The sequence below is a fragment of the Clostridium guangxiense genome, assembly GCF_021043395.1.
Taxonomy (GTDB): domain Bacteria; phylum Bacillota; class Clostridia; order Clostridiales; family Clostridiaceae; genus Clostridium_S; species Clostridium_S guangxiense.
Window position 1 is genome coordinate 333,879 of record NZ_JAJNKE010000001.1, and the last position, 21,053, is coordinate 354,931.

General features: G+C 30.6%; 21 protein-coding genes, 5 tRNA genes and 2 other annotated features. Of the genes, 3 read left to right on the top strand and 23 right to left on the bottom strand.

The features are described from left to right. Positions 1–393 precede the first annotated feature (393 nt). The 6 genes from LQK79_RS01665 to ytxC form a co-directional block, all read right to left on the bottom strand. Positions 394–1,197 (bottom strand): TrmH family RNA methyltransferase, encoded by an 804-nt coding sequence (locus LQK79_RS01665; protein WP_231015250.1) that lies wholly within the window; start codon positions 1,195–1,197, stop codon positions 394–396. 72 nt (positions 1,198–1,269) lie between these two features. After that, positions 1,270–1,629 (bottom strand): 50S ribosomal protein L20, encoded by a 360-nt coding sequence (gene rplT / locus LQK79_RS01670; protein WP_053241096.1) that lies wholly within the window; start codon positions 1,627–1,629, stop codon positions 1,270–1,272. Between the two features lie 30 nt (positions 1,630–1,659). Beyond that, a complete protein-coding gene (gene rpmI, locus LQK79_RS01675) occupies positions 1,660–1,857 on the bottom strand; it encodes a 50S ribosomal protein L35 (RefSeq protein WP_053241097.1) in 198 nt (65 codons plus the stop codon). Positions 1,858–1,876: 19 nt separating this feature from the next. Further along, on the bottom strand, positions 1,877–2,404 hold the full coding sequence (gene infC / locus LQK79_RS01680) for a translation initiation factor IF-3 (protein WP_053241098.1): 528 nt from the start codon (positions 2,402–2,404) through the stop codon (positions 1,877–1,879). A gap of 35 nt (positions 2,405–2,439) precedes the next feature. Beyond that, positions 2,440–2,555, bottom strand: a sequence feature (ribosomal protein L20 leader region). Positions 2,556–2,593: 38 nt separating this feature from the next. Then, positions 2,594–4,507, bottom strand: coding sequence for a threonine--tRNA ligase (thrS, locus tag LQK79_RS01685; protein WP_053241099.1), 1,914 nt, complete (start codon positions 4,505–4,507; stop codon positions 2,594–2,596). Positions 4,508–4,565: 58 nt separating this feature from the next. Next, positions 4,566–4,797, bottom strand: a binding site (T-box leader). A gap of 71 nt (positions 4,798–4,868) precedes the next feature. Continuing rightward, a complete protein-coding gene (gene ytxC / locus LQK79_RS01690) occupies positions 4,869–5,765 on the bottom strand; it encodes a putative sporulation protein YtxC (RefSeq protein WP_231015252.1) in 897 nt (298 codons plus the stop codon). Between the two features lie 179 nt (positions 5,766–5,944). Here ytxC and LQK79_RS01695 point away from each other — a divergent pair, with 179 nt between their 5' ends. Beyond that, positions 5,945–6,643 carry a DUF6873 family GME fold protein gene (locus LQK79_RS01695; RefSeq protein ID WP_053241100.1) on the top strand — a complete coding sequence of 233 codons (699 nt, stop codon included), beginning with the start codon at positions 5,945–5,947 and terminating at the stop codon, positions 6,641–6,643. A gap of 88 nt (positions 6,644–6,731) precedes the next feature. Here LQK79_RS01695 and LQK79_RS01700 read toward each other — a convergent pair whose 3' ends face one another. From LQK79_RS01700 to LQK79_RS01770, 15 genes are all read right to left on the bottom strand, one after another. Further along, a complete protein-coding gene (locus tag LQK79_RS01700) occupies positions 6,732–6,926 on the bottom strand; it encodes an alpha/beta-type small acid-soluble spore protein (RefSeq protein WP_053241101.1) in 195 nt (64 codons plus the stop codon). A 285-nt stretch (positions 6,927–7,211) separates the two neighbouring features. After that, positions 7,212–7,285, bottom strand: a tRNA-Cys gene (locus tag LQK79_RS01705). Between the two features lie 5 nt (positions 7,286–7,290). Then, positions 7,291–7,365, bottom strand: a tRNA-Gly gene (locus tag LQK79_RS01710). Positions 7,366–7,369: 4 nt separating this feature from the next. After that, a tRNA-Phe gene (locus LQK79_RS01715) sits at positions 7,370–7,445 on the bottom strand. 11 nt (positions 7,446–7,456) lie between these two features. Beyond that, a tRNA-Asp gene (locus tag LQK79_RS01720) sits at positions 7,457–7,533 on the bottom strand. 9 nt (positions 7,534–7,542) lie between these two features. Continuing rightward, a tRNA-Val gene (locus LQK79_RS01725) sits at positions 7,543–7,618 on the bottom strand. Positions 7,619–7,695: 77 nt separating this feature from the next. Next, positions 7,696–8,589, bottom strand: a complete 894-nt coding sequence (hslO, locus tag LQK79_RS01730; RefSeq protein ID WP_053241102.1) for an Hsp33 family molecular chaperone HslO — start codon at positions 8,587–8,589, stop codon at positions 7,696–7,698. Between the two features lie 15 nt (positions 8,590–8,604). Continuing rightward, positions 8,605–9,360, bottom strand: a complete 756-nt coding sequence (locus LQK79_RS01735) for a class I SAM-dependent DNA methyltransferase (RefSeq protein WP_053243266.1) — start codon at positions 9,358–9,360, stop codon at positions 8,605–8,607. Between the two features lie 71 nt (positions 9,361–9,431). Beyond that, complete coding sequence (locus LQK79_RS01740) at positions 9,432–9,710, bottom strand: small, acid-soluble spore protein, alpha/beta type (RefSeq protein WP_231015253.1); 279 nt, start codon at positions 9,708–9,710, stop codon at positions 9,432–9,434. 120 nt (positions 9,711–9,830) lie between these two features. Next, positions 9,831–10,022, bottom strand: coding sequence for a hypothetical protein (locus LQK79_RS01745; RefSeq protein WP_053241104.1), 192 nt, complete (start codon positions 10,020–10,022; stop codon positions 9,831–9,833). A 22-nt stretch (positions 10,023–10,044) separates the two neighbouring features. Then, positions 10,045–11,010 carry an ABC transporter ATP-binding protein gene (locus LQK79_RS01750; RefSeq protein WP_231015254.1) on the bottom strand — a complete coding sequence of 322 codons (966 nt, stop codon included), beginning with the start codon at positions 11,008–11,010 and terminating at the stop codon, positions 10,045–10,047. Continuing rightward, the gene (locus tag LQK79_RS01755) at positions 11,010–11,987 is read right to left on the bottom strand and encodes an ABC transporter ATP-binding protein (RefSeq protein ID WP_053241105.1); all 978 of its coding nucleotides are present in this window, start codon (positions 11,985–11,987) and stop codon (positions 11,010–11,012) included. The genes LQK79_RS01750 and LQK79_RS01755 overlap by 1 nt, the downstream gene beginning before the upstream one ends. 12 nt (positions 11,988–11,999) lie before the next feature. Continuing rightward, positions 12,000–12,911, bottom strand: coding sequence for an oligopeptide ABC transporter permease (opp4C, locus tag LQK79_RS01760; protein ID WP_053241106.1), 912 nt, complete (start codon positions 12,909–12,911; stop codon positions 12,000–12,002). Positions 12,912–12,922: 11 nt separating this feature from the next. Continuing rightward, positions 12,923–13,891, bottom strand: coding sequence for an ABC transporter permease (locus LQK79_RS01765; RefSeq protein WP_231015256.1), 969 nt, complete (start codon positions 13,889–13,891; stop codon positions 12,923–12,925). A 58-nt stretch (positions 13,892–13,949) separates the two neighbouring features. Next, complete coding sequence (locus tag LQK79_RS01770; RefSeq protein WP_053241107.1) at positions 13,950–15,680, bottom strand: ABC transporter substrate-binding protein; 1,731 nt, start codon at positions 15,678–15,680, stop codon at positions 13,950–13,952. A 714-nt stretch (positions 15,681–16,394) separates the two neighbouring features. On the opposite strand from LQK79_RS01770, the gene dapA reads away from it, so the two are divergent. Both dapA and dapB read left to right on the top strand, forming a co-directional pair. Beyond that, on the top strand, positions 16,395–17,273 hold the full coding sequence (dapA, locus tag LQK79_RS01775) for a 4-hydroxy-tetrahydrodipicolinate synthase (protein WP_053241108.1): 879 nt from the start codon (positions 16,395–16,397) through the stop codon (positions 17,271–17,273). A 51-nt stretch (positions 17,274–17,324) separates the two neighbouring features. After that, positions 17,325–18,080: a 4-hydroxy-tetrahydrodipicolinate reductase gene (dapB, locus tag LQK79_RS01780; protein ID WP_053241109.1), complete on the top strand. Its 756-nt coding sequence runs from the start codon at positions 17,325–17,327 to the stop codon at positions 18,078–18,080. Between the two features lie 57 nt (positions 18,081–18,137). Here dapB and LQK79_RS01785 read toward each other — a convergent pair whose 3' ends face one another. Both LQK79_RS01785 and LQK79_RS01790 read right to left on the bottom strand, forming a co-directional pair. Continuing rightward, on the bottom strand, positions 18,138–19,721 hold the full coding sequence (locus tag LQK79_RS01785) for a peptide ABC transporter substrate-binding protein (RefSeq protein ID WP_231015257.1): 1,584 nt from the start codon (positions 19,719–19,721) through the stop codon (positions 18,138–18,140). Between the two features lie 168 nt (positions 19,722–19,889). Next, positions 19,890–21,047, bottom strand: coding sequence for a pyridoxal phosphate-dependent aminotransferase (locus LQK79_RS01790; RefSeq protein WP_053241113.1), 1,158 nt, complete (start codon positions 21,045–21,047; stop codon positions 19,890–19,892). Positions 21,048–21,053: the final 6 nt, after the last annotated feature.

Sequence of the window (21,053 nt, forward strand, 5' to 3'; positions counted from 1 at the left end):
GCGGTACCACCCAAATTGGATAAACCCACTTGATTCTTTAACGGAACTACCGCTGTTTGCTACTCTATGAGATTACACCAGCTCAACTATTAATTTACATATACACACCATAATGCCATGAAACTTAGCATCTTGGAACATGTATAAATTAAGCTTCACCTTGATAACCCTTTATAAACATATTTCCCAAACAGAACTCCAGAGTGAACTTCAAAATAAAAATTGCTTAAAAAGACTTTCAGTCAGTGATCTTTTCTCCCTTAAAGCTATTTTAAATTTACTCTCTCTATCAAAATTTCGTATATTTTAACTTTTAATATGTATTATAACACCAATTTTATATTTTTCAAGCTTTTTATTAGATTTGCTTTAAATAAGTGTTGACTTTTGCATTTATTTAAAACATAATTTTTTCATCTTAATCTGCCTTACAGCTTCAAACATCATTATAGAAGCAGCAACCCCAACATTTAAGGATTCAGCATTTCCAGGCATAGGTATTTTCACGCTAATATTACCAAGTTCTAATACTTCATTACTTATTCCGTTTCCTTCATTTCCAACTGCAATTATAACTTTATCTGTCAAATCTATATCATAAAAATTATAATCGGTATTAAGAGAACTTGTTATTAATTTAAAATTATTTTTCTTTAATTTTTTTACTATATCGAAGCTAGCATCTTCAAAAATAATTGGAATTTTAAATATAGATCCCATGGTTGATCTTAAAGTTTTATTATTGTATGTATCCACAGTCCCTTTTGTAATTATTACACCAAGCGCTCCTGATGCATTTGCACTTCTTATTATCGTTCCCATGTTTCCAGGGTCCTGCACCTTATCTATGAGCACATAAAAACCATTTTTAATTTGTATATCACTTATTCTATTTTTAACTACAGCAACTATGCCTTGAGGTGTCTCCGTGCTACTTATAGCATTTAAAACACTATCTGAAACCATAAAACTTTTAGTACTTTTATGTATTAAACCCTCAAACCCTAATTTCTCAAATTTTTCTTTTTGTCTCTCACAAATGAACACATATTTCACTTCAAAATTAGATTTGAGAGCTTCTTCTACAAATCTAAATCCTTCTATTAAGAAACTTTCATTTAAATCTCTGTATTTTTTCTCTTTTAACTTTTTTACTTCTTTTATGAGACTATTTTCTTTACTTTTTATTACTTCCATATCATCAAGCCCTTTTATTTTTATGGAGTTTGGTATAATTAGCAAAAATGCAGCCCTGTGGCTGCACTTTAATTAAGCACTAATTTGTTTTTTTGCTATTTCAACTAATTCAGAAAAAGCTTTTGGATCATTTATAGCTATTTCTGAAAGCATTTTTCTATTCATGCCTATTCCAGCAAGTTTGATTCCATTCATGAATTTTGAATAAGAAAGACCATTTACTCTTGTAGCAGCATTTATTCTAGCTATCCAAAGTTTTCTAAAATCTCTCTTTTTTAATCTTCTACCAACATAAGCATTTCTAAGTGCTCTTATAACAGTTTCGTTTGCTGTTTTAAATAACTTGCTCTTACCACCATAGTATCCTTTAGCAAGCTTTAATATTTTCTTATGATATTTACGAGCATTAACCGCCCTTTTTACTCTAGCCATTTTAGTAAACCTCCTTAAAAACCTTTCCTACTATAGGTATGGTAACAACTTTTTCATTGTTTTTTCTTGTGTCTCTGATACATAAGTAGCACTTCTTAAATTTCTCTTAGTTTTTGCAGATTTTTTTGTCAATATATGACTCTTAAAAGCCTTAGCTCTTTTTAACTTTCCAGTTCCAGTAAGCTTAAATCTTTTAGCAGCTGCTCTATTAGTCTTCATTTTTGGCATAATGTATCTCCTCCTATTTCTATGCTTTTTTAGGTGCTAGTACCATTGTCATATTCCTACCTTCTAATTTTGCTGGTTTTTCAATTACAGCAACTTCTTCAACTTTACTAAAGAAATTATTTAAAATACCATTTCCTTTAAAGGAATAATCATTTTGTCTTCCTTTGAAACGTACTGTAACCTTTACTTTATCTCCAGCACTCAAAAACTTAGAAGCATTGTTTGCTTTAATTTCAATATCATGTTCTTCAATAGTTGCACTTAATCTTATTTCCTTAATGTTGACTACTTTTTGATTCTTCTTGTTTTCTTTTTCCTTTTTAGTTTGTTCATATACGAACTTACCAAAGTCCATTATTCTACAAACTGGAGGAACTGCAGTAGGCGATATAACTACTAAATCAAGTTCTTTTTCTTCTGCTATTTTTAAAGCATCACGTGTATTTATAACACCCAATTGCGAACCATCATCACCTATAACTCTAACTTGCTTTTCCCTTATTTCTCCATTTACAAGAAAATTTTTATTCTTACTTATGACTTTCACCTCCGAAAACTATGTAATATTAAAATATCAACATTAAAATAAAAACAGAACGGTCAAAAAGCCGTTCTGTAATATACTAAACAATAATTAACATATATAACCTTACTAGCTGTGCTGCAAGGTGAGAAACGGCTAGTTCCTACTTAACACAGAATTTATTATATCATTAGTATTATAATTTGTCAAACATTATAATGAATTTATTTTTTGTTTAACTTCAGCATTAATTTTAAATATGAAATCATCTAAATTCATAGCTCCTAAATCGCCATCTTTTCTACTTCTAACAGCTACAGAACCTTCATTCATTTCTTTATCTCCAATAACAATCATATAAGGTATTTTTTGAAGTTGAGCTTCTCTTATTTTATATCCTATCTTTTCATTTCTTATATCCTTCTCAACTCTTATCCCTGCATCTTTAAGCTGTTCTACTATACGATCAACATATTGAGCTTGTGTATCTGTTATATTGAGAACTCTAACCTGCACTGGAGCAAGCCATGTTGGAAATGCCCCTGCATAATGTTCTATTAATATTCCTATAAATCTTTCTATACTTCCAAATACAACTCTATGAACCATAACTGGCCTATGCTTTTCACCATCAGCACCAACATAATTAAGATCGAATCTTTCAGGCATCTGCAAGTCAAGCTGTATAGTACCGCACTGCCAAGTTCTTCCTATACAATCTTTTAAGTGGAAATCAATTTTAGGTCCATAGAAAGCTCCGTCTCCTTCGTTTACCTTATAATCAAGATTTGCAGCTTTAAGAGCATTAATAAGGCCATTTGTAGCTATTTCCCAATCTTCATCGCTTCCCATAGAATCTTCTGGTCTAGTAGAAAGTTCTACATAGTATTCAAATCCAAACACTTTATAAAAGGAATCTATAAGTTTAACTACTCCCAATATTTCTTCGGTAATTTGTTCTCTTGTCATGAATATATGAGCATCATCCTGAGTAAAACATCTTACTCTCATAAGTCCGTGAAGTGCTCCTGATTTTTCATGTCTATGAACAAGACCAAGTTCTCCTAGTCTTATTGGAAGTTCTCTGTAAGAATGAATTCCATTTTTATATACAAGAATTGAACCTGGACAGTTCATTGGCTTTATAGCATAATCCTCATCATCAATTTTAGTAAAATACATGTTTTCTTTATAATGATCCCAATGCCCTGATTGATGCCATAATTCTTCATTCAAAATAATAGGAGTTCTTATTTCATCATATCCTGCCTTAGTATGAACTTCTCTCCAATAGTTTTCAAGAATATTTCTTACAACCATTCCCTTTGGATGGAAAAATGGAAATCCCGGACCTTCTTCATGTATACTAAACAAATCAAGTTCTTTACCTATTTTTCTATGATCTCTTTTTTTAGCTTCTTCAAGCATATTAAGATAAGCATCTAAATCCTCTTTTTTAGTAAATGCTGTTGCGTATATTCTCTGAAGCATCTTGTTTTTTTCATTTCCTCTCCAGTAAGCACCTGCAACTGAAAGAATCTTAATAACTTTTACTTTTCCAGTAGATTCAACATGAGGGCCTGCACAAAGGTCTGTAAAATCATCCTGTTTATAGAAAGAAATAGTCTCGCCTTCTGGCAAATCCTTTATAAGTTCAACCTTATAAGGTTCTTCCTTTTCTTCCATAAATTTTATTGCTTCTTCTCTTGGAAGTTCAAATCTTTCAAGTTTTATATTTTGTTTTATTATTCTTTCCATTTCTTTTTCTATTTTAGGGAACATTTCTTCTGTAAATGAAAAATCAGCATCAAAGTCATAATAGAATCCATCTGCTATTGCCGGTCCTATAGCTAATTTAACATTTGGATACAACCTTTTTATTGCCTGCGCAAGTATATGTGAAGCAGTATGTCTTAAAGTCCATTTTCCATCTTCATCATCAAAAGTTAGTATTTCAAGGTTACTATCTTCATTAATGGTTGTCATTAATTCATCCCTTTTGCCATTAATTCTAACTGAAATTGCTTTTTTATATAAACTAGGGCTTATTGCTTTTGCAACTTCAGCAGCAGTAACAGGATTTTCAAATTCCATTACTTTTCCATCTTTAAGTGTTACTTTTATCATGTTTTTTCCTCCTAATTATAAATTTATTTATTTTTGCAAAAAAATAAAGCACATCCCCATATGGGACGAGCTTACCGTGTTTCCACCCAATTTAAAGGCAGTACAATACAAATGCTTTCCTGTATTACCTTTCACTCAAATCCATAACGCAGATATGCGAAAATGCTTACTTAGTTCAGCATATAACTCTAAGGTGGTTTTCAACAACTCATATCAAAGAAATCTTTCAGCCTTGGATTTCTATCTCTTTTAACTGTAATTTGTTTACTTTTCCTTATCATAATCTTTAACTATATGCATAACATCTAGATGTTATGCATATTATATTACAAAAATTATTATAAGTCAATATGCTTTCCAATCATTGTCTAATCAAGCTATTTTTTAGTTTTCTGCACATTTTACAATCATCACAGAAAAAAACTTTATTTTCAAATACATTTAATATAGTTTGAATAATTTCCTTATTATTAAAACTTTCTTTACAGTGTATAACTATTTTTTTAGGGGAAAGTGTTATTAATCCACTTATAAGCACATCATCTACGTTTACCCCATTAACATTTACATCACATAATTCATCTATCATTTTATTTTCTACATTATTTCCATTCATGTCTTGGAGCAAGTATTTTCCTTCTTTATCAACGTATATATTAAGTTCATCAACTTTACTGTCTTGTATATCAACAAAATATTTTAAAAGCTTTATAAATTCATCATACTCTTTTTCAACCATATAATTTTCTATAACTTTATCTATAATATCAGAGAAATCTTTCTCTATGTTCTTCATTCTAAAAGTTGTAAATCCATTTATATTTATTTCATCATTTTCTTTTATGCACTCAATAATCTTATTTATTATGCTGTTTATCATATTAATATAAGAAATATTTTTATCATTGATAACTGTATAATTTAATATAATATCACTACATCTTTTACATACATCATCAATTTCATCAGCATTTAAAAAAAAGTAAGAATCCTTAACTAAACTCATTAATTTGTTTTTGCAAAACTCATTGGCAATGTACTTATATAGTTCTTCACTAAAATATACGTAAAATTTACTTTTTATCTTTTCATTATAATCTTTATCACTGCATATTATTTTAACATAATGTAAATTATTTTCTACACTTTCTGATATTCCAATAGTTATATCACTGTTCTCAAAAGTATATTTAATTTCATTTATATTGCTTATTATATTATCCAAATTATCATTATATACTACAGTTTCAAGAAGCATTTTCAGCACTCCTTTCGTAATGTTAGTATGTGTTTAAAATTTAAGTCTATACACCCTTATAAAAAATTTTAATTATTTTTTTGATTTCACAGCTTTTAAAGATTGGTCAAATACTATAAAATTTTATTTAGTTTGTAACTAAAATCTATCTATACTATAATCTTATGGAGGTGTTTTATTTGAAAAATGTAATTGTAGACTATCGAATAGATATAAAAGAAAAGAATGTACTATTAGAAAATGGATATAACGTATTAACCGTCCCTCCATGCAAAGACGTATATAATGCGATTTCTGGTCATCCCGATATTCAATTATGTATGCTCAACAGTAATACTGCTGTTGTATATAAAAATATGCCTTACGAGTTTATTAAACAGCTTAAAGAACTAAACCTAAATATAATAAAATCTAAAAATGATGTTAAAAACAAATATCCTTATGATATCATACTCAATGCTGTAAATTTAAAAAACTTTTTTATACATAACCTTAAATATACTGATGATAATCTTTATAAAAAAATTTCTTATAAATCTTTAATTAACGTAAAGCAAGGTTATACAAAATGCTCTACAGCAATAATAAGCGATAATGCTATAATTACTAGTGACACTGGAATATCACAAGCTGCAAGCAAAAATGGACTAGATGTTCTTCTTTTACCTAATGGTGATATTGAACTCACTAATTTCGACTACGGATTTATTGGAGGCACTTGCGGTATTTTAGATAACAACACCATAGCCTTTTACGGTAATTTAGAAAATTACAAATATGGAGCTGAAGTACTTTCCTTTATAAAAAAGTATAACTTAAAGCCACTTTATTTGAGAGATAGTAAACTAATAGATAGGGGAAGCATATTATATTTTTAAAACAAAGCATTAAAATAAAACCGATATGACAACAAGTCATATCGGCCTTTATTGACAAAATCATCTTAAATTTTTTAATATTTTTTAATTATTTTAAGCCATTTTCATAACTTTGAACCATTTTTTTAACCATCTGGCCACCAACTGAACCATTTTCTCTTGAAGTAAGATCTCCATTGTATCCTTGTTTAAGATTTACTCCAACTTCCTTTGCTGCTTCCATTTTAAATTTATCTAATCCTTCTCTTGCTTCAGGTACTAAATTACTGTTTCTTGATGACATAGTTAACTCCTCCTCTTAATAAATATTTGTAATTTTCATTACGATATAAGTTTGCTCCATTTTAGCAAAAATACGCTATTAAATTAAATGAAATATACCCAAGCTATGCCTGTATACCAATATTTTTCAAAATAAATTCAAATATTAAATTTATTATAAAAATACCCTTATAAACTTACTCTAGAAGGCTACTTTAAAATAAAGCTATATTTGCAAAAATAGCCTATACAGTTAACCATCTTACAAGTTACTGTATAAGCTACTTTTAAAACACTATTATATAATTGGAGGCGCCACCCAGATTTGAACTGGGGGTAAAGGTTTTGCAGACCTCTGCCTTACCACTTGGCTATAGCGCCAAAATTGGAGCGGAAGACGAGATTCGAACTCGCGACGTTCACCTTGGCAAGGTGACGCTCTACCACTGAGCCACTCCCGCAAAATGGTGGCCAGACCAGGAATCGAACCAGGGACACGAGGATTTTCAGTCCTCTGCTCTACCGACTGAGCTATCTGGCCAATAATTAATATGGCGACTTGGAAGGGGATCGAACCCTCGACCTCTGGCGTGACAGGCCAGCACTCTAACCAGCTGAGCTACCAAGCCATAAAATTGTGGTGGGCACTACAGGGCTCGAACCTGTGACCCTCTGCTTGTAAGGCAGATGCTCTCCCAGCTGAGCTAAGCGCCCACAATCATATCTAACAATAAACTATTGCCAAGACAAATAATATTATATATTACTTATCTTGGCATGTCAATACTCTTTTACTTAATTTTTCTCTTTTTTTCAATAAGTGTACCTATATCCTCATGTGTGAAAGTATATTTTTTATCGCAAAAATTACATACTACTTCTTCTTGCTTCTCATCACGATATATTTCCTCTAAATCACTCATACTTATACTCATAAGTGCTCTTTCAACTCTCTCTTTTGAACAATCACATCTATATTCTGGTACTAAACTTCCATCTAATATTTTTAAGTCCATACCTTCAAATATAAATTCTAAAATTTCTTCAATTGATTTTCCATCACTTATGAATTCAGTTATAGATGGTATTTCTTGAAGTCTATATGTTATCAAATCTGCTGCAAGTTCATCTGCTCCTGGCATCATCTGTATTATAAATCCACCTGCTGCCTTTATTGATAAATCTTTATCCACTAACACTCCTAATCCAACTGCTGAAGGTACTTGTTCAGATGATGCATAATAGTAAGCAATATCATCGCCTATTTCCCCTGTATAAATAGGTACTTGGCCAACGTATGGCTCTCTAAGTCCCATATCTCTTACTATGCTGAGATTACCTTGTTTTCCAATTATACCTGACACATCAAGCTTACCAAGATTATTAGCTGGCAAATCAGCATTAGGATTACCTACAAATCCTTTTACATGAGCATCACTATACGCAGTTACAGTTACACCCTTAGCTATTCCTCCACCATTTATTTTTAAAGTTAAAACATCCTTGTCACCTTTAAGCATTGATCCCATAAGAGATCCAGCTGTAAGCATTCTCCCAAGCGCTGCTGATGCTGTAGGTGCACATTTATGTGTAGTTACTGCTTCGTTTACAAGTTCTGTTGTAATGGCTGCGACTATCCTCACTTCTCCATTTTTAGCAACAGCTCTTATTAATTTATCTGCCATAAAAAAGCCTCCATTTTACTTAATATTTCTTGTCTTTTTTACAATATAAGTTATTCTTTCTGTATGATCATTTATATCTTTTTCTTCATAACAATCTACTTTCTTTATAACAGAAAGTCCTACTGCATTTAAATATTTGTCTAATTGCAATTCACTATAGGCTCGTTCTTGATGCTCCTCATCAAATCGCTCATAAATACTATCTTCTTTTTTTATAAAAAACATCAAATACATATTTACAATGTCTTCTTCCAAACTATTTTCCCATACATAAACAACTTCATCATTATCAAAATCAAAAGTATTATTTCCAAGAACTTTGGTTAATTTATAACATGAATTTATATCAAATATAAACAATCCATCATCCTCAAGAGATTTTTCAACTTGACTAAAATAACTTTTCAAATCATTTTCGCACGTTATGTAATTTGTAGAATCCAAACAACACGTAATTAAGTCAAACTTCATATTTAGGCTTAATTTAGATATATCCTGACAAATAAATTTTGCCTTAAAGCCTTTGTTTCTAAACTTTTCTTCTGCCTCGCAGAGCATATCTTCTGACATATCCACTGCCCACACATCTTTAAACTTAGTGCACAAATTTTCTGTTAAATTACCTGTACCACAGGCTAAATCAAGATATTTATCAAATTTTATTTCACTTTTTAAACATACATCATATATGTATTTAGACCATTTCTTATAGTTTATATCTGGATTTATAAGTTCATCATAAATATGCGCAAAACCTTTATTGTATTCCATAAAATCACCTTTCATAAAAACATTCCACTCTATATAATATAGGTTTCGCACATAATAATCAAATATAATATTTAATTCTCATCATAATTTTCATCATAATATTCACGATTTAATATTTCATCATTTTTAGGAATGTTAAGTTTCTTTTTCATTTTTGTCATTATCCCACCAATTCTTCCTGTCTCCTCTGATGTAAGTGCACTCCATCCAAGCTCATCAACTTTATCTTTAAGCCCTAATTCAGCAGCAATTTCATATTTCATTTTTTCTCTTTGCTCTTCAAGAGTTGTCAATTTCTTATTGGATTTTATTTTTGACTTAATAACTTTTTTTAGTGGTGTTTTCCCCATGATGTATCCCTCCAAAATAATATATATTATATATTATTTTTTTCATGATTTAATATTTTATTCATAAAAATAAAAAAGAGTATCTTCTTAAAAAAAAAGTAAATTCCCCTAAAAGAGAATTTACTTAAGCCAAATTTTTGATATAAAAACTAGCACTATAAAGAGGATTAGACCAATCATTATAAAAATAGGCATAAACACCTGAAATCCTGCTATAACCATAGCGAGAATATCTTCATAGGTAATTTCTTGATCATCTTTTTTCGATCTTAATCTACGCTTTAAAAGCCTATTTAATTTTTCATTTTTCATGATATCACCTCTTGCTTTGCTATTAAACTAAATGACATGCAACAAAATGTCCACTTCCAGCATCCTTATATTCAGGATTTTCCTCCGAGCATCTTTTAGTAGCATACGGACACCTAGTGTGAAACTTACAGCCTGAAGGAGGATTAGAAGCACTTGGGATATCTCCCTTAAGTATTATTCTATTTCTCTTATAATCAGGATCTGGAACAGGTACAGCAGAAAGCAAAGCCTTTGTATATGGATGAAGAGGATTAGTATAAATTTCTTCTTTTGGAGCAAGTTCCACAAGAGAACCTAAATACATAACTCCTACCCTAGTGCTTATGTGCTTAACTACACTTAAATCATGAGATATAAATAAATATGAAAAACCCTTTTTCTCCTGAAGATCACAAAGTAAATTAACTATTTGAGACTGTATAGAAACATCAAGCGCAGAAACCGGCTCATCTGCAACTATAAAATCAGGATTCAAAGCAAGAGCCCTTGCTATGCCTATTCTTTGTCTTTGACCACCGGAAAACTCATGGGGATATCTTGAAATTTGGTATGATGCAAGACCGCAAGTGTTCATTGTCTCAAGTACCATATCATTTACATTATTTCTATCAGCCATACCATGGTCTATAAGGGCTTCCCCTATTATTTCACCTATAGTCATCCTAGGATCAAGTGAACTATAAGGATCTTGAAATATTATTTGCATTTTAGGCCTAATTCTTTTTAGTTCTTTTTTACCTATAGAAAATATATCCTTATTTTCAAACTCTACTTTTCCAGCTGTTCTTTCTATTAGTCTTAAAATTGTTCTTCCGGCTGTACTTTTTCCACAGCCGGATTCTCCAACAAGTCCAAGTGTTTCACCTTTTTTTAATTCAAAAGAAATATCATCTACTGCTTTAACGTGACCTACAGTTTTCTGAAAAAAGCCACCTGTTATAGGGAAATATTTCTTTAAATGTTCAACCTTTAATATAGTTTCAGCCATTATTTTCCCTCCTCATAAAGCCAACATGCAACTTTATGTACATCATTAACCTGTACCAAATGTGGCTGTTTTTTACTACATATATCTTTAGCCTTTTCACATCTTTCACAAAAATAGCAATTTTCTGGCATACCTACTGGATTAGGAACCTGTCCTGGTATAGAGTATAATCTATCAACCTCATCATTTATTGAAGGTTTAGATTTAAGTAACCCTATAGTATATGGATGAAGGGGATTTTTAAACAATTCACGCACAGGAGCTTCTTCAACAATTTTGCCAGCATACATAACAACAACGTAATCCGCCATTTCTGCAACCACACCTAAATCATGTGTTATAAGCATAATAGAAGTATTTATCTTTTTCTTTAAATCCCTCATAAGATCAAGAATTTGCGCCTGAATAGTAACATCAAGAGCTGTAGTTGGCTCGTCTGCAATTAAAAGTTCAGGATCACATGATATTGCCATTGCTATCATAGCACGCTGTCTCATACCTCCACTTAATTCATGGGGGTAAGATTCAAAAATCGATTCTGCTCTAGGTATTCCTACCAACTTCAAAGCCTCTATTGATGCCTTCTTAGCCTCAGCTTCTGATAAATTTTTATGAAGCATCAAGGATTCAGAAATTTGATATCCTATTGTAAATACAGGGTTTAGAGACGTCATTGGTTCTTGAAATATTACTGAAATTTCATTTCCTCTTACTTTTCGAAGTTCATCTTCTGATAAACTTAGTAAATCTTTTCCTTTAAATAATATCTCACCAGAAACAATCTTTCCAGGAGGACTTGGTATCAATTTTAAAATCGACATAGATGTTACACTTTTTCCACATCCGGATTCTCCGACAATACACACTGTTTCCCCTTCATTTATTTTAAAGCTTACATCATTAACAGCTTTTACAACGCCTGCTTGAGTATAAAAATATGTGTTTAAGCTTTTCACTTCTAATAATTCTTTTGCCATACCTATATCCTCCTACCTTCTAAGTTTTGGATCGAGCGCATCTCTAAGTGCATCACCAACAACATTAATACTCATAGCTGTTAAAAATATACAAACACCAGGTGGTATCCAAAGCCAAGGATAATGCTGCAATGTATATAAATTATTAACAACCTGTATCATATTTCCCCAAGAAGCAGTTGGAGCTATAACTCCAAGTCCTAAAAAGCTAAGTGCTGATTCAGTAAGTATATTGGAACCTACACCAAGAGTAGCAGTTACAATTATAGTAGGTAATGTATTAGGTAAAAGATGTTTAAACATTTTTCTTGTATCCTTAATACCAAGTGCTTCAGCTGCCTGCATATATTCTTGCTCCCTAAGGGATAACACTTCTCCACGTACAAGTCTGCAAAGAGAAGGCCAGCTAAGAAACGCTATAATAAACATTAACCATATAATTCTTGCGCCTGGGCTAACATGAAAATCTGACATCATAGCTCCCAAAACTATTAAAATTGGCAAGAAAGGTATACATAAGAATATATCAACTACTCTCATTATAATAGAATCCATTATTCCGCCGTAATATCCTGATATTACACCAAGTAAAGCCCCTAGTATAACTTCAATAATAACAGAAAATACACCAACAGCAATGGATATTCTTCCACCATACATAAGCCTTGTAAGTACATCTCTTCCAAGATCGTCAGTTCCTAACAAATGGTGTATATTAGGTGCTCCCTTCATAGCCGCGTAATCTATTCCATTTTCACCATATCCAGTCATAAAAGGTCCAACAACAGCAAATAAAACGATAAATACTATAATAAATAATCCAACAATAGCAAATTTGTTCTTTTTAAAATTATTCCAAACAATTTTACCAGGAGTTAAAACTTTTTCTTTTTGTTCTTTTTTTACATCAATTTTAGTTTCCATCTCAACCCCTCCTATTTAAGTTTTATCCTTGGATCAACTAATGCATAACAAACATCCGCCAATAGATTTCCAAGTAAAGTGAAAACAACCATAATCATATTTATACCCATCAAAACAGGATAATCCCTATCATTAATGGAAGTCACTGTAAGCTTACCAATTCCAGGCCATGCGAATATTTGCTCTGTAATTACAGCCCCAGAGAACAAAGTTCCAATGCTCATTCCAAGTATTGTGACTACTGGTATCATACCATTTCTAAGAGCATGCTTATATATAACTACTTTTTCCTTTAGTCCCTTTGATCTAGCAGTTCTTATATAATCCTGTTTTATTACTTCAAGCATACTCATTCTAACATACCTCATAAGACTTGAAACGTTAATTAAGGTTATAACTAAGCAAGGCAAAAACATATGCTGTGCAATATCAACTAAAAGTTTAAAACCTTTATAGTTCATACCCGCACTTGTCATTCCTGAAACTGGAAAAATACGCATATCAACAGCAAACCATTTCATTAAAAGAAGTCCCATAAAAAATGATGGTAATGATATACCTATAAGTGCGAAAACAGTAAAAGCAGAATCGAAAAATGAATACTGTTTTGTTGCAGATATAACTCCAATAGGAATGGCTATAATAGTAGAAATTATAAAAGCTACCAACTGAAGATAAAATGAATTCCAAATATATGTATTTAAAATATGAGAAACCGGCTGATTAAGTTTTACAGATTGTCCTAAATCGCCATGTAAAAAACCAACAAGCCAGTTTCCATATTGTACTAATTTAGGCTCATCGAGATGATATAAATGCCTAAGTTGCGCAATCTTAACCGCAGACATATTAGGATGCGCTGCAACTAAAGAAGATACTGCATCCCCTGGAGCAAAAGTAAAAATCATAAATATTAAAAATGAAACTCCAATTAATACTGGTATCATTTGAAGCAGTCTTCGTGTTATGTACTGTCTCATTAAATTTCCTCCAATCCAAAACTATGCCCGACGGCTTATTCCGCCAGGCATATAAAGTTTATTTAATTTCTGCTTTTGACAAGTAATTAGTAAAATCTTTAAATGTTGTAGGTTCAATTCCAGTTATTTTTGAACTTATTGGATACATATCATTTCTTTCATATAAAGGTATTATTGGCATATCATCACTAAGTTGTTTATAAAGCTTCTTAAATACAGCTTTTCTTTTAGTCTTATCCAATTCTTTCAACTCTTGATTAGAAAGATCATCAATGTTTTTGTTAGAATACTGTTGATAATTTTGAATTCCATTTGTTTTAAAACTTGCCGATTGATCTGGATCAGCTGTAGTAAACCCTGTAGCCATAAATGTCATTTCAAAATCATGCGAAGTTGTCTTTGCTAGAACTTGTTTAAATTCCATAGGTTCAGCTACAAAATCAATTCCTATTTTTTTAAGATTTTCCTTTGCAACCGCAACAAATTTATCAGCTACAGTATTACCTGTAGATTGTAAAAAGTGTATTTGGAATTTCTTCCCATCTTTTGTTCTTATTCCATCAGAACCTTTTTTCCAGCCTGCTTCATCAAGAAGTTTATTAGCTTTATCTGGATCATATTTGTAATTTGTTATTCCTGATGCATCATATGCCCAAGAAACTACTGGCAAAGGCTGATTAATAACTTGTGCATATTTACCATATGCTGCCTTATCTATATTAGCTCTATCAAGACCATAAGCTAAAGCCCTACGAACTTTTACATCGCTAAACATTGGATTTTTATTATTAATGTAAAGCAATCCATATCCCCAAGTAGGATTTATGCGCATATTTATAAATCCTGCATCTGTAAGTTCGCTGACATTTTCTTCACTACAAACTGTAGATGAAGCTTCTATCATATCAACGCCGCCTGTCTTAATTTCCTGAATAGCTGTATCATCAGTAACGCTCTTAATCAATATATGTTTAATCTTAGGAGCCCCACCCCAATACTTATCATTAGCATCAAAGTCATATTCTTGACCATCTTTTTTAGATTTGAGCACCCAAGCTCCTGCTCCCACAGGGGCATTTTGAAGTGCATCTACAGCTGCATCATTTCCAGGTGCATAGTTTTTACCAAAATAATCTTTTGACATTATTAAAGTACTTGCAAGAGTATAAATTGCTGTGGCATTCTTTTGCTCAAGTGTAATTTTAACTGTCTTATCATCAACTACTTTTACTCCCTCAAGATCTTTTGAGGTTCCTTTATTGAAGGCTTCCCAACCTTTAATATAAGTTGTTGTAGGGTCAAACATTTTACCCTTATAACTAGGATCTAACAAATATTCAAAAGTAAACTTTACATCGTCAGCTTTTACTGGTGTACCATTACTGTACTTAGCTCCATCCTTTATTTTAAATGTGTAAGTCAATCCATCTGATGATACATTCCAACTTGCCATACCTGGTACTGGAGTACCATCATCAGCTATACTTCCAAGGGAACTATAGAGCATTTCACATAAATAATAGTTATACGAACTATCTGATAAATAAGGAATAAGGTTTCCTGCATCTGGTGATTGCATACCTATTACCATAGTATCCTTTCTAGCTTTAGCACTAGCAGGTAACTTACTAGTATCTGTTGCTTTTATAACTGTAGATGTTGCCTTTGTTAAATCTGTTTTCTTTTCATCATTTCCACTTGTTGTTGAGCTTGTTTGACCGCATGCAGTTAACAATACCGAAGCACTCATAACTGCTGCAAGTGCAGTAACTAAACTTTTTCTTTTCATGTTATTTCCCCCTTAAAATTTATAATAAATCTTTTTACAATATAAAACAAATTAAATTTAATTAACCAATATATTTAACATCTTTATATAATAATATATATTTGGGATGTATATTTATATGTATAATCATTAAAAATTACTTATGTAAAAATTAAATCTAAAATGTTTTTCATTTTTAATAATATTAATATTATCATTTTTCTTTTTTTTGGTCAACCCTACCAGATTGTCCTAAAACGTTTACAATTTATGACTTACTTATTTGATGATTATCATATTTGAATAAATACACTTTTCTTTTGCCCATACCAATGAAAGATTGTATACTTATATATTTACTATTTCCTCTACAAACATGATATTTCATGCACATCTTATTTAATATAAATTTAATTTCCTTGTTTTTACCATATACTTGTCTTTTATTATATTGCATAATTATTAATAAAAAAGAATAAATATTTTTTATTAATATTTTTTTTACATATTTTCTTACACCTCAATGATAAGTCTTTTATTTTATAGCCATAATTTTAACAAATTCTCAATTCTTATTTAATGAATTGCAAGATAATAAATAAATTCATAAATTCCTTAAAAAAAACTTTATTATTTCTCATATTAAACGCAATAAAATTATATATTTTTTTACTCAAGCATTATATAATATTATAGATAATTTTATTTTAAAATATATTATGAGGAGTGAAGCTTATGAGCATTTTTAAAGGCTCTGCTGTTGCAATAATAACACCTTTCACTGATAATGGAGTAAACTTTAACAAACTGAAGGATTTACTCAACTGGCATATTGCCAATAATACAGATGCAATTGTCATATGTGGAACAAGTGGAGAAGCCTCAACAATGACCTTAGATGAAAAAAAGGAAACAATAAAATTTACTATAGATGTAGTAAACAAAAGGATCCCAGTAATTGCAGGCACAGGTAGTAACAATACTTCCGAGGCTGTTAAAATGAGCAAATTTGCAGAAGGTGCTGGTGCAGACGGTTTGCTTGTTATAACACCTTATTACAATAAGGCCACTCAAAAAGGTTTAATTGAGCATTTTAAAAAAATAAATGATAATGTAAATATTCCAATTATACTATATAATGTTCCTGGAAGAACAGGTGTAAATCTACTTCCAGACACTTTGTATAAAATGAGCAATTTAAAAAATATTATTGCAATAAAAGAGGCAAGCGGAAACATTAGTCAGATAGCCAAAATTAAAGCTTTATGTAGCGATAGATTTGATATATACTCTGGAAATGATGATCAAATCATACCTATACTGTCCTTAGGCGGAAAGGGTGTAATATCTGTTCTTGCAAACATCATTCCTGAAACAGTACATGATATGTGTATGCTATATCTGAATGGCAAAACCTCTGAAGCCTTAAAATTACAATTAGATTCTTTAGCCTTAATTAATAGTCTATTTATAGAGGTCAATCCCATACCTGTTAAAACAGCTATGAATCTTTTAGGAATGAATGTTGGCAGCCTAAGGCTTCCTCTATGCAGTATGGAAGATAAAAATCTTAATGTTTTAAAAAATGAATTAAAAAATTATGGTATATTATAATATAGGATGTTTATTTAACCAATAAATCTTAAAAATTATGGAGGTAATTTTATGACAAAAATTTTACTAAACGGATGCGGCGGGAAGATGGGGCATGCTGTGACAAATACTGCTAATAATAGAGATAATGTTTCAATTGCAGCTGGAATAGATAAATTTTCAAATGAAAACTTTTCTTACCCACTTTTTAAATCTATAGAAGAAGTAAATATTCCTTGTGATGTGCTTCTTGATTTTTCAAGACCAGATTCTCTTGATTCAATTTTAGATTACGCAGCTAAAAATAAAGTACCTATCGTTTTATGTACTACCGGATACTCTGATGAGCAGCTTGAAAAAATAAAAGATTTTAGCAAAGAACATGCAGTTTTTCGTTCTGCTAATATGTCTATCGGAATTAATGCACTTAATATAATTTTAAAAAAATTAAGTCAAATGCTTTATGATAATTATGATATCGAAATAATTGAAAAACACCACAATCAAAAAGTTGACTCCCCAAGTGGAACTGCAATTTTACTTGCGGATACAATTAAAAATTCTATAAGCAACGATAATATTTCATTTATAAATGGTAGAAGCGGCATAAGTCCTAAAAAACATAATGAAATTGGAATTCATGCTGTTAGAGGGGGCAGTATTGTTGGTGAGCATGAAATTTTGTTTGCAGGACAAGGTGAAACAATAGAACTTAAGCATACAGCGATTTCAAGAGAAGTTTTTGCAGTAGGTGCTATTAAAGCATGTAACTTTATGACTGGTAAAACTTCTGGTCTTTATGATATGGGAGATGTATTAGACATATAAAATCACAAAAATCATTTAAAGTTAAAGGATGAGAAATAGAAGTTAAATTTTTATTTCTCATCCTTTCTCTATTCTAGCTTTTTTAAAGTCTATTATTCCAAATTTATCTGTGGTTAAACCTTTTATATAATTTTTTTTGCATCTTGTTATACTTAACTGATAAATAGGAATTATGGGCATATCCTCCATAAGTACACTTTCTGCTTTTCCCATCTCATCATACTTACTATTTTCTGTATTTTTAGTTTTAGCTTCCTCTACTAATGAATCATATTTAGGATTGCTATATCCTGACGTATTTTCCCCTCTTCCTGTTATGAAAGCGTCTAAAAATATCATTGGATCTGAATAATCAGAAACTATATCCTCCAAAGCCAGGGAATAATTCTTTTTTCCTACTTCCTCATTAAACTTTTTAGAATCATATCCTGACAATTTTACATCAATGTTCAAATTTTTCTTAAGCATATCCTTTATAGTTTTTGCTATAATATTATTGTTTCCTTCTTCAATATATAATAAGTTTAATTCAGGTACACTGTTTCCTTGTGTAGATTCATTTAAAAGGGCTTTTGCCTGTTTTATATCGCCATCATTACTATAATACGCTTTACTAAATGTTTTACCATTATTATCCTTAATATCTAATGGAATTAAACTAACTGCTGCTTTTCCAGTTCCGCTTGAAATCTTATTTAATATTATATTTCTATTAATTCCTAAGGAAATTGCCCTTCTTAATTTCGAATCTGGAACTTTTTCTAAATTAACATTAAGATAACCTATCCCTTCAACTTGATATTCCTTTTCTTCACCATTTTTTATTAATTTATCAGTATCACTGCTAGGTGGGAAATCTATAACATCAATTTTTCCTTCTTTATAATTTTTATAATATTTTTTAGGATCTTTTTCAAAGGTAAATTTAAGACTTTCTAATTTAACATTCTTTTTATCCCAATAGTTTTTATTTTTTTTGAAAGTCATATTCTTATCTTTCTGCCATGAATTAATTACAAACGGTCCATTACTTATATTATTATCGATTTTACTTTCTACCATATCTTTTCTGAATGGCATAAAAGTTTGCGATGCGGTAATTGCTAAAAACTTAGAATTTGGGTTTTGAAGAAGTACATTTAATGTATACTTATCTACAGCTTTCACCCCAACTTTATCTTCTGATACTTTTCCCTTATTATAATCTTCACCATTTTTTATACAATATAATTTATATGCATATTTTGAACCTGTAGCTGGATTAAGTATTCTTTTCCATTGGTATTCAAAATCATTGGCTGTTACTTCTTTTCCATCAGACCATTTTGCATTTTTTCTTATGAAAAAAGTATAATTAGTATATTCCTGAGAAATATTCCATTTTTCAGCTACACCATTTTCTATTTTATCCTTATCACCTAATCTTGTAAGACCTTCAAATACATTTTCAATTACATTATTTGCTTCTATAGAATAGTTAAACGCTGGATCCAATGATTGAGGTTCACTTGTTAAGTTATACGTAATGCTTTGTTTTTGTTCTTTCTTTTTATTTTTATTAATACTTTTGCAGGATGATAATTCTAATATAATAAATATTATCAAAAAAATTGAAATTACTTTTGATTTTGAAACTTTCAATTTTACACACCATCCTTTCTATAAAAAATAAATTTCGTCTATCTATTTTGTCCTAAATATATAAGTTTTATGATTATTTTTTTAAATAATCATATCTTTTAAAATAAAGCAAAAAATAATAAGCAGTACTTAAATTCTTATTAAGCACTACTTATTTTACTTATATTCTTAAAAGTTTTTATTAATCCACTTATCTATTCTATCAATACTGGTTTGTAATTCTTCCATGCTATATGCATACGAAATTCTAGCAAAGCCTTCCCCATTTTTACCAAAAGCGGAACCAGGTATTATTGCTACTTTTCCTTCCCTAAGCAGCCTATCACAAAATTCTTCACTTGATAAATTATATTTTTTTATACTAGGGAATATATAAAATGCACCTTTAGGAAGGCTCACTTCAAAACCTATATCCTTTAACGCTTTATATATGTAGTCTCTTCTTTTCTTAAATTCGTTTTTCATATATTCTACATCTTCAAGGCAATTTCTTAGTCCTTCATAAACACCATATTGGCATATTGATGGTGCACATGTAACAGCATATAAATGTGTTTTCATTATACCCTCCATAACCTCTCCGCTTGCACATATATATCCTATTCTAAGTCCAGTCATAGAAAAAGTTTTTGAAAATCCACTGACTAAAATAATCTTATCTCTAATATCACTATATTGCGCTATAGAATAATAATTATCCTCATAACATAAAGCACTATATATCTCATCAGTTACTACTAATATATCGTTATCTTTTATTATTTTATGTAATTTTTCTGCGCCTTCCTTATCAAGTATTGCTCCAGTAGGGTTGCATGGATATGACATAACTAATATTTTGGGTTTTTCTTTTGATATTATATCCTCAATTTGTTTATAATCTATTTCAAAATTTTCTCCCACTAAATCGTACTTTATAATGGTTGCACCATAAAGCTTAGCACAATTTAAATATGCTGGAAAAGCTGGATCTGGTACCATGACCTTGTCGCCAGAATTAATAATTGCAGCAAGTATGGACATTATACCTTCGCTTCCACCAACTGTAACACAAATTTCATCCCCACTATAATTTATATTAAAATTTTCAAGATACTTGCTTATTTCACTTCTAAGCTCTGGTATTCCAGGATTTGGAGTATACACAGTTTTATTCTCATTAAGTGCTTTAACAATTGCCTCTTTTATTTTGGGTGGAACTGGAAAATCTGGCTGCCCTAATGTCAAAGAAATTGCTCCTTTAACCTGTGGAACCTTATTGTGAAACTTTCTTATACCAGATGTTTCTATTGCCTGAACATTCCTAGATAATTTACTATTTTTCAAACTTAT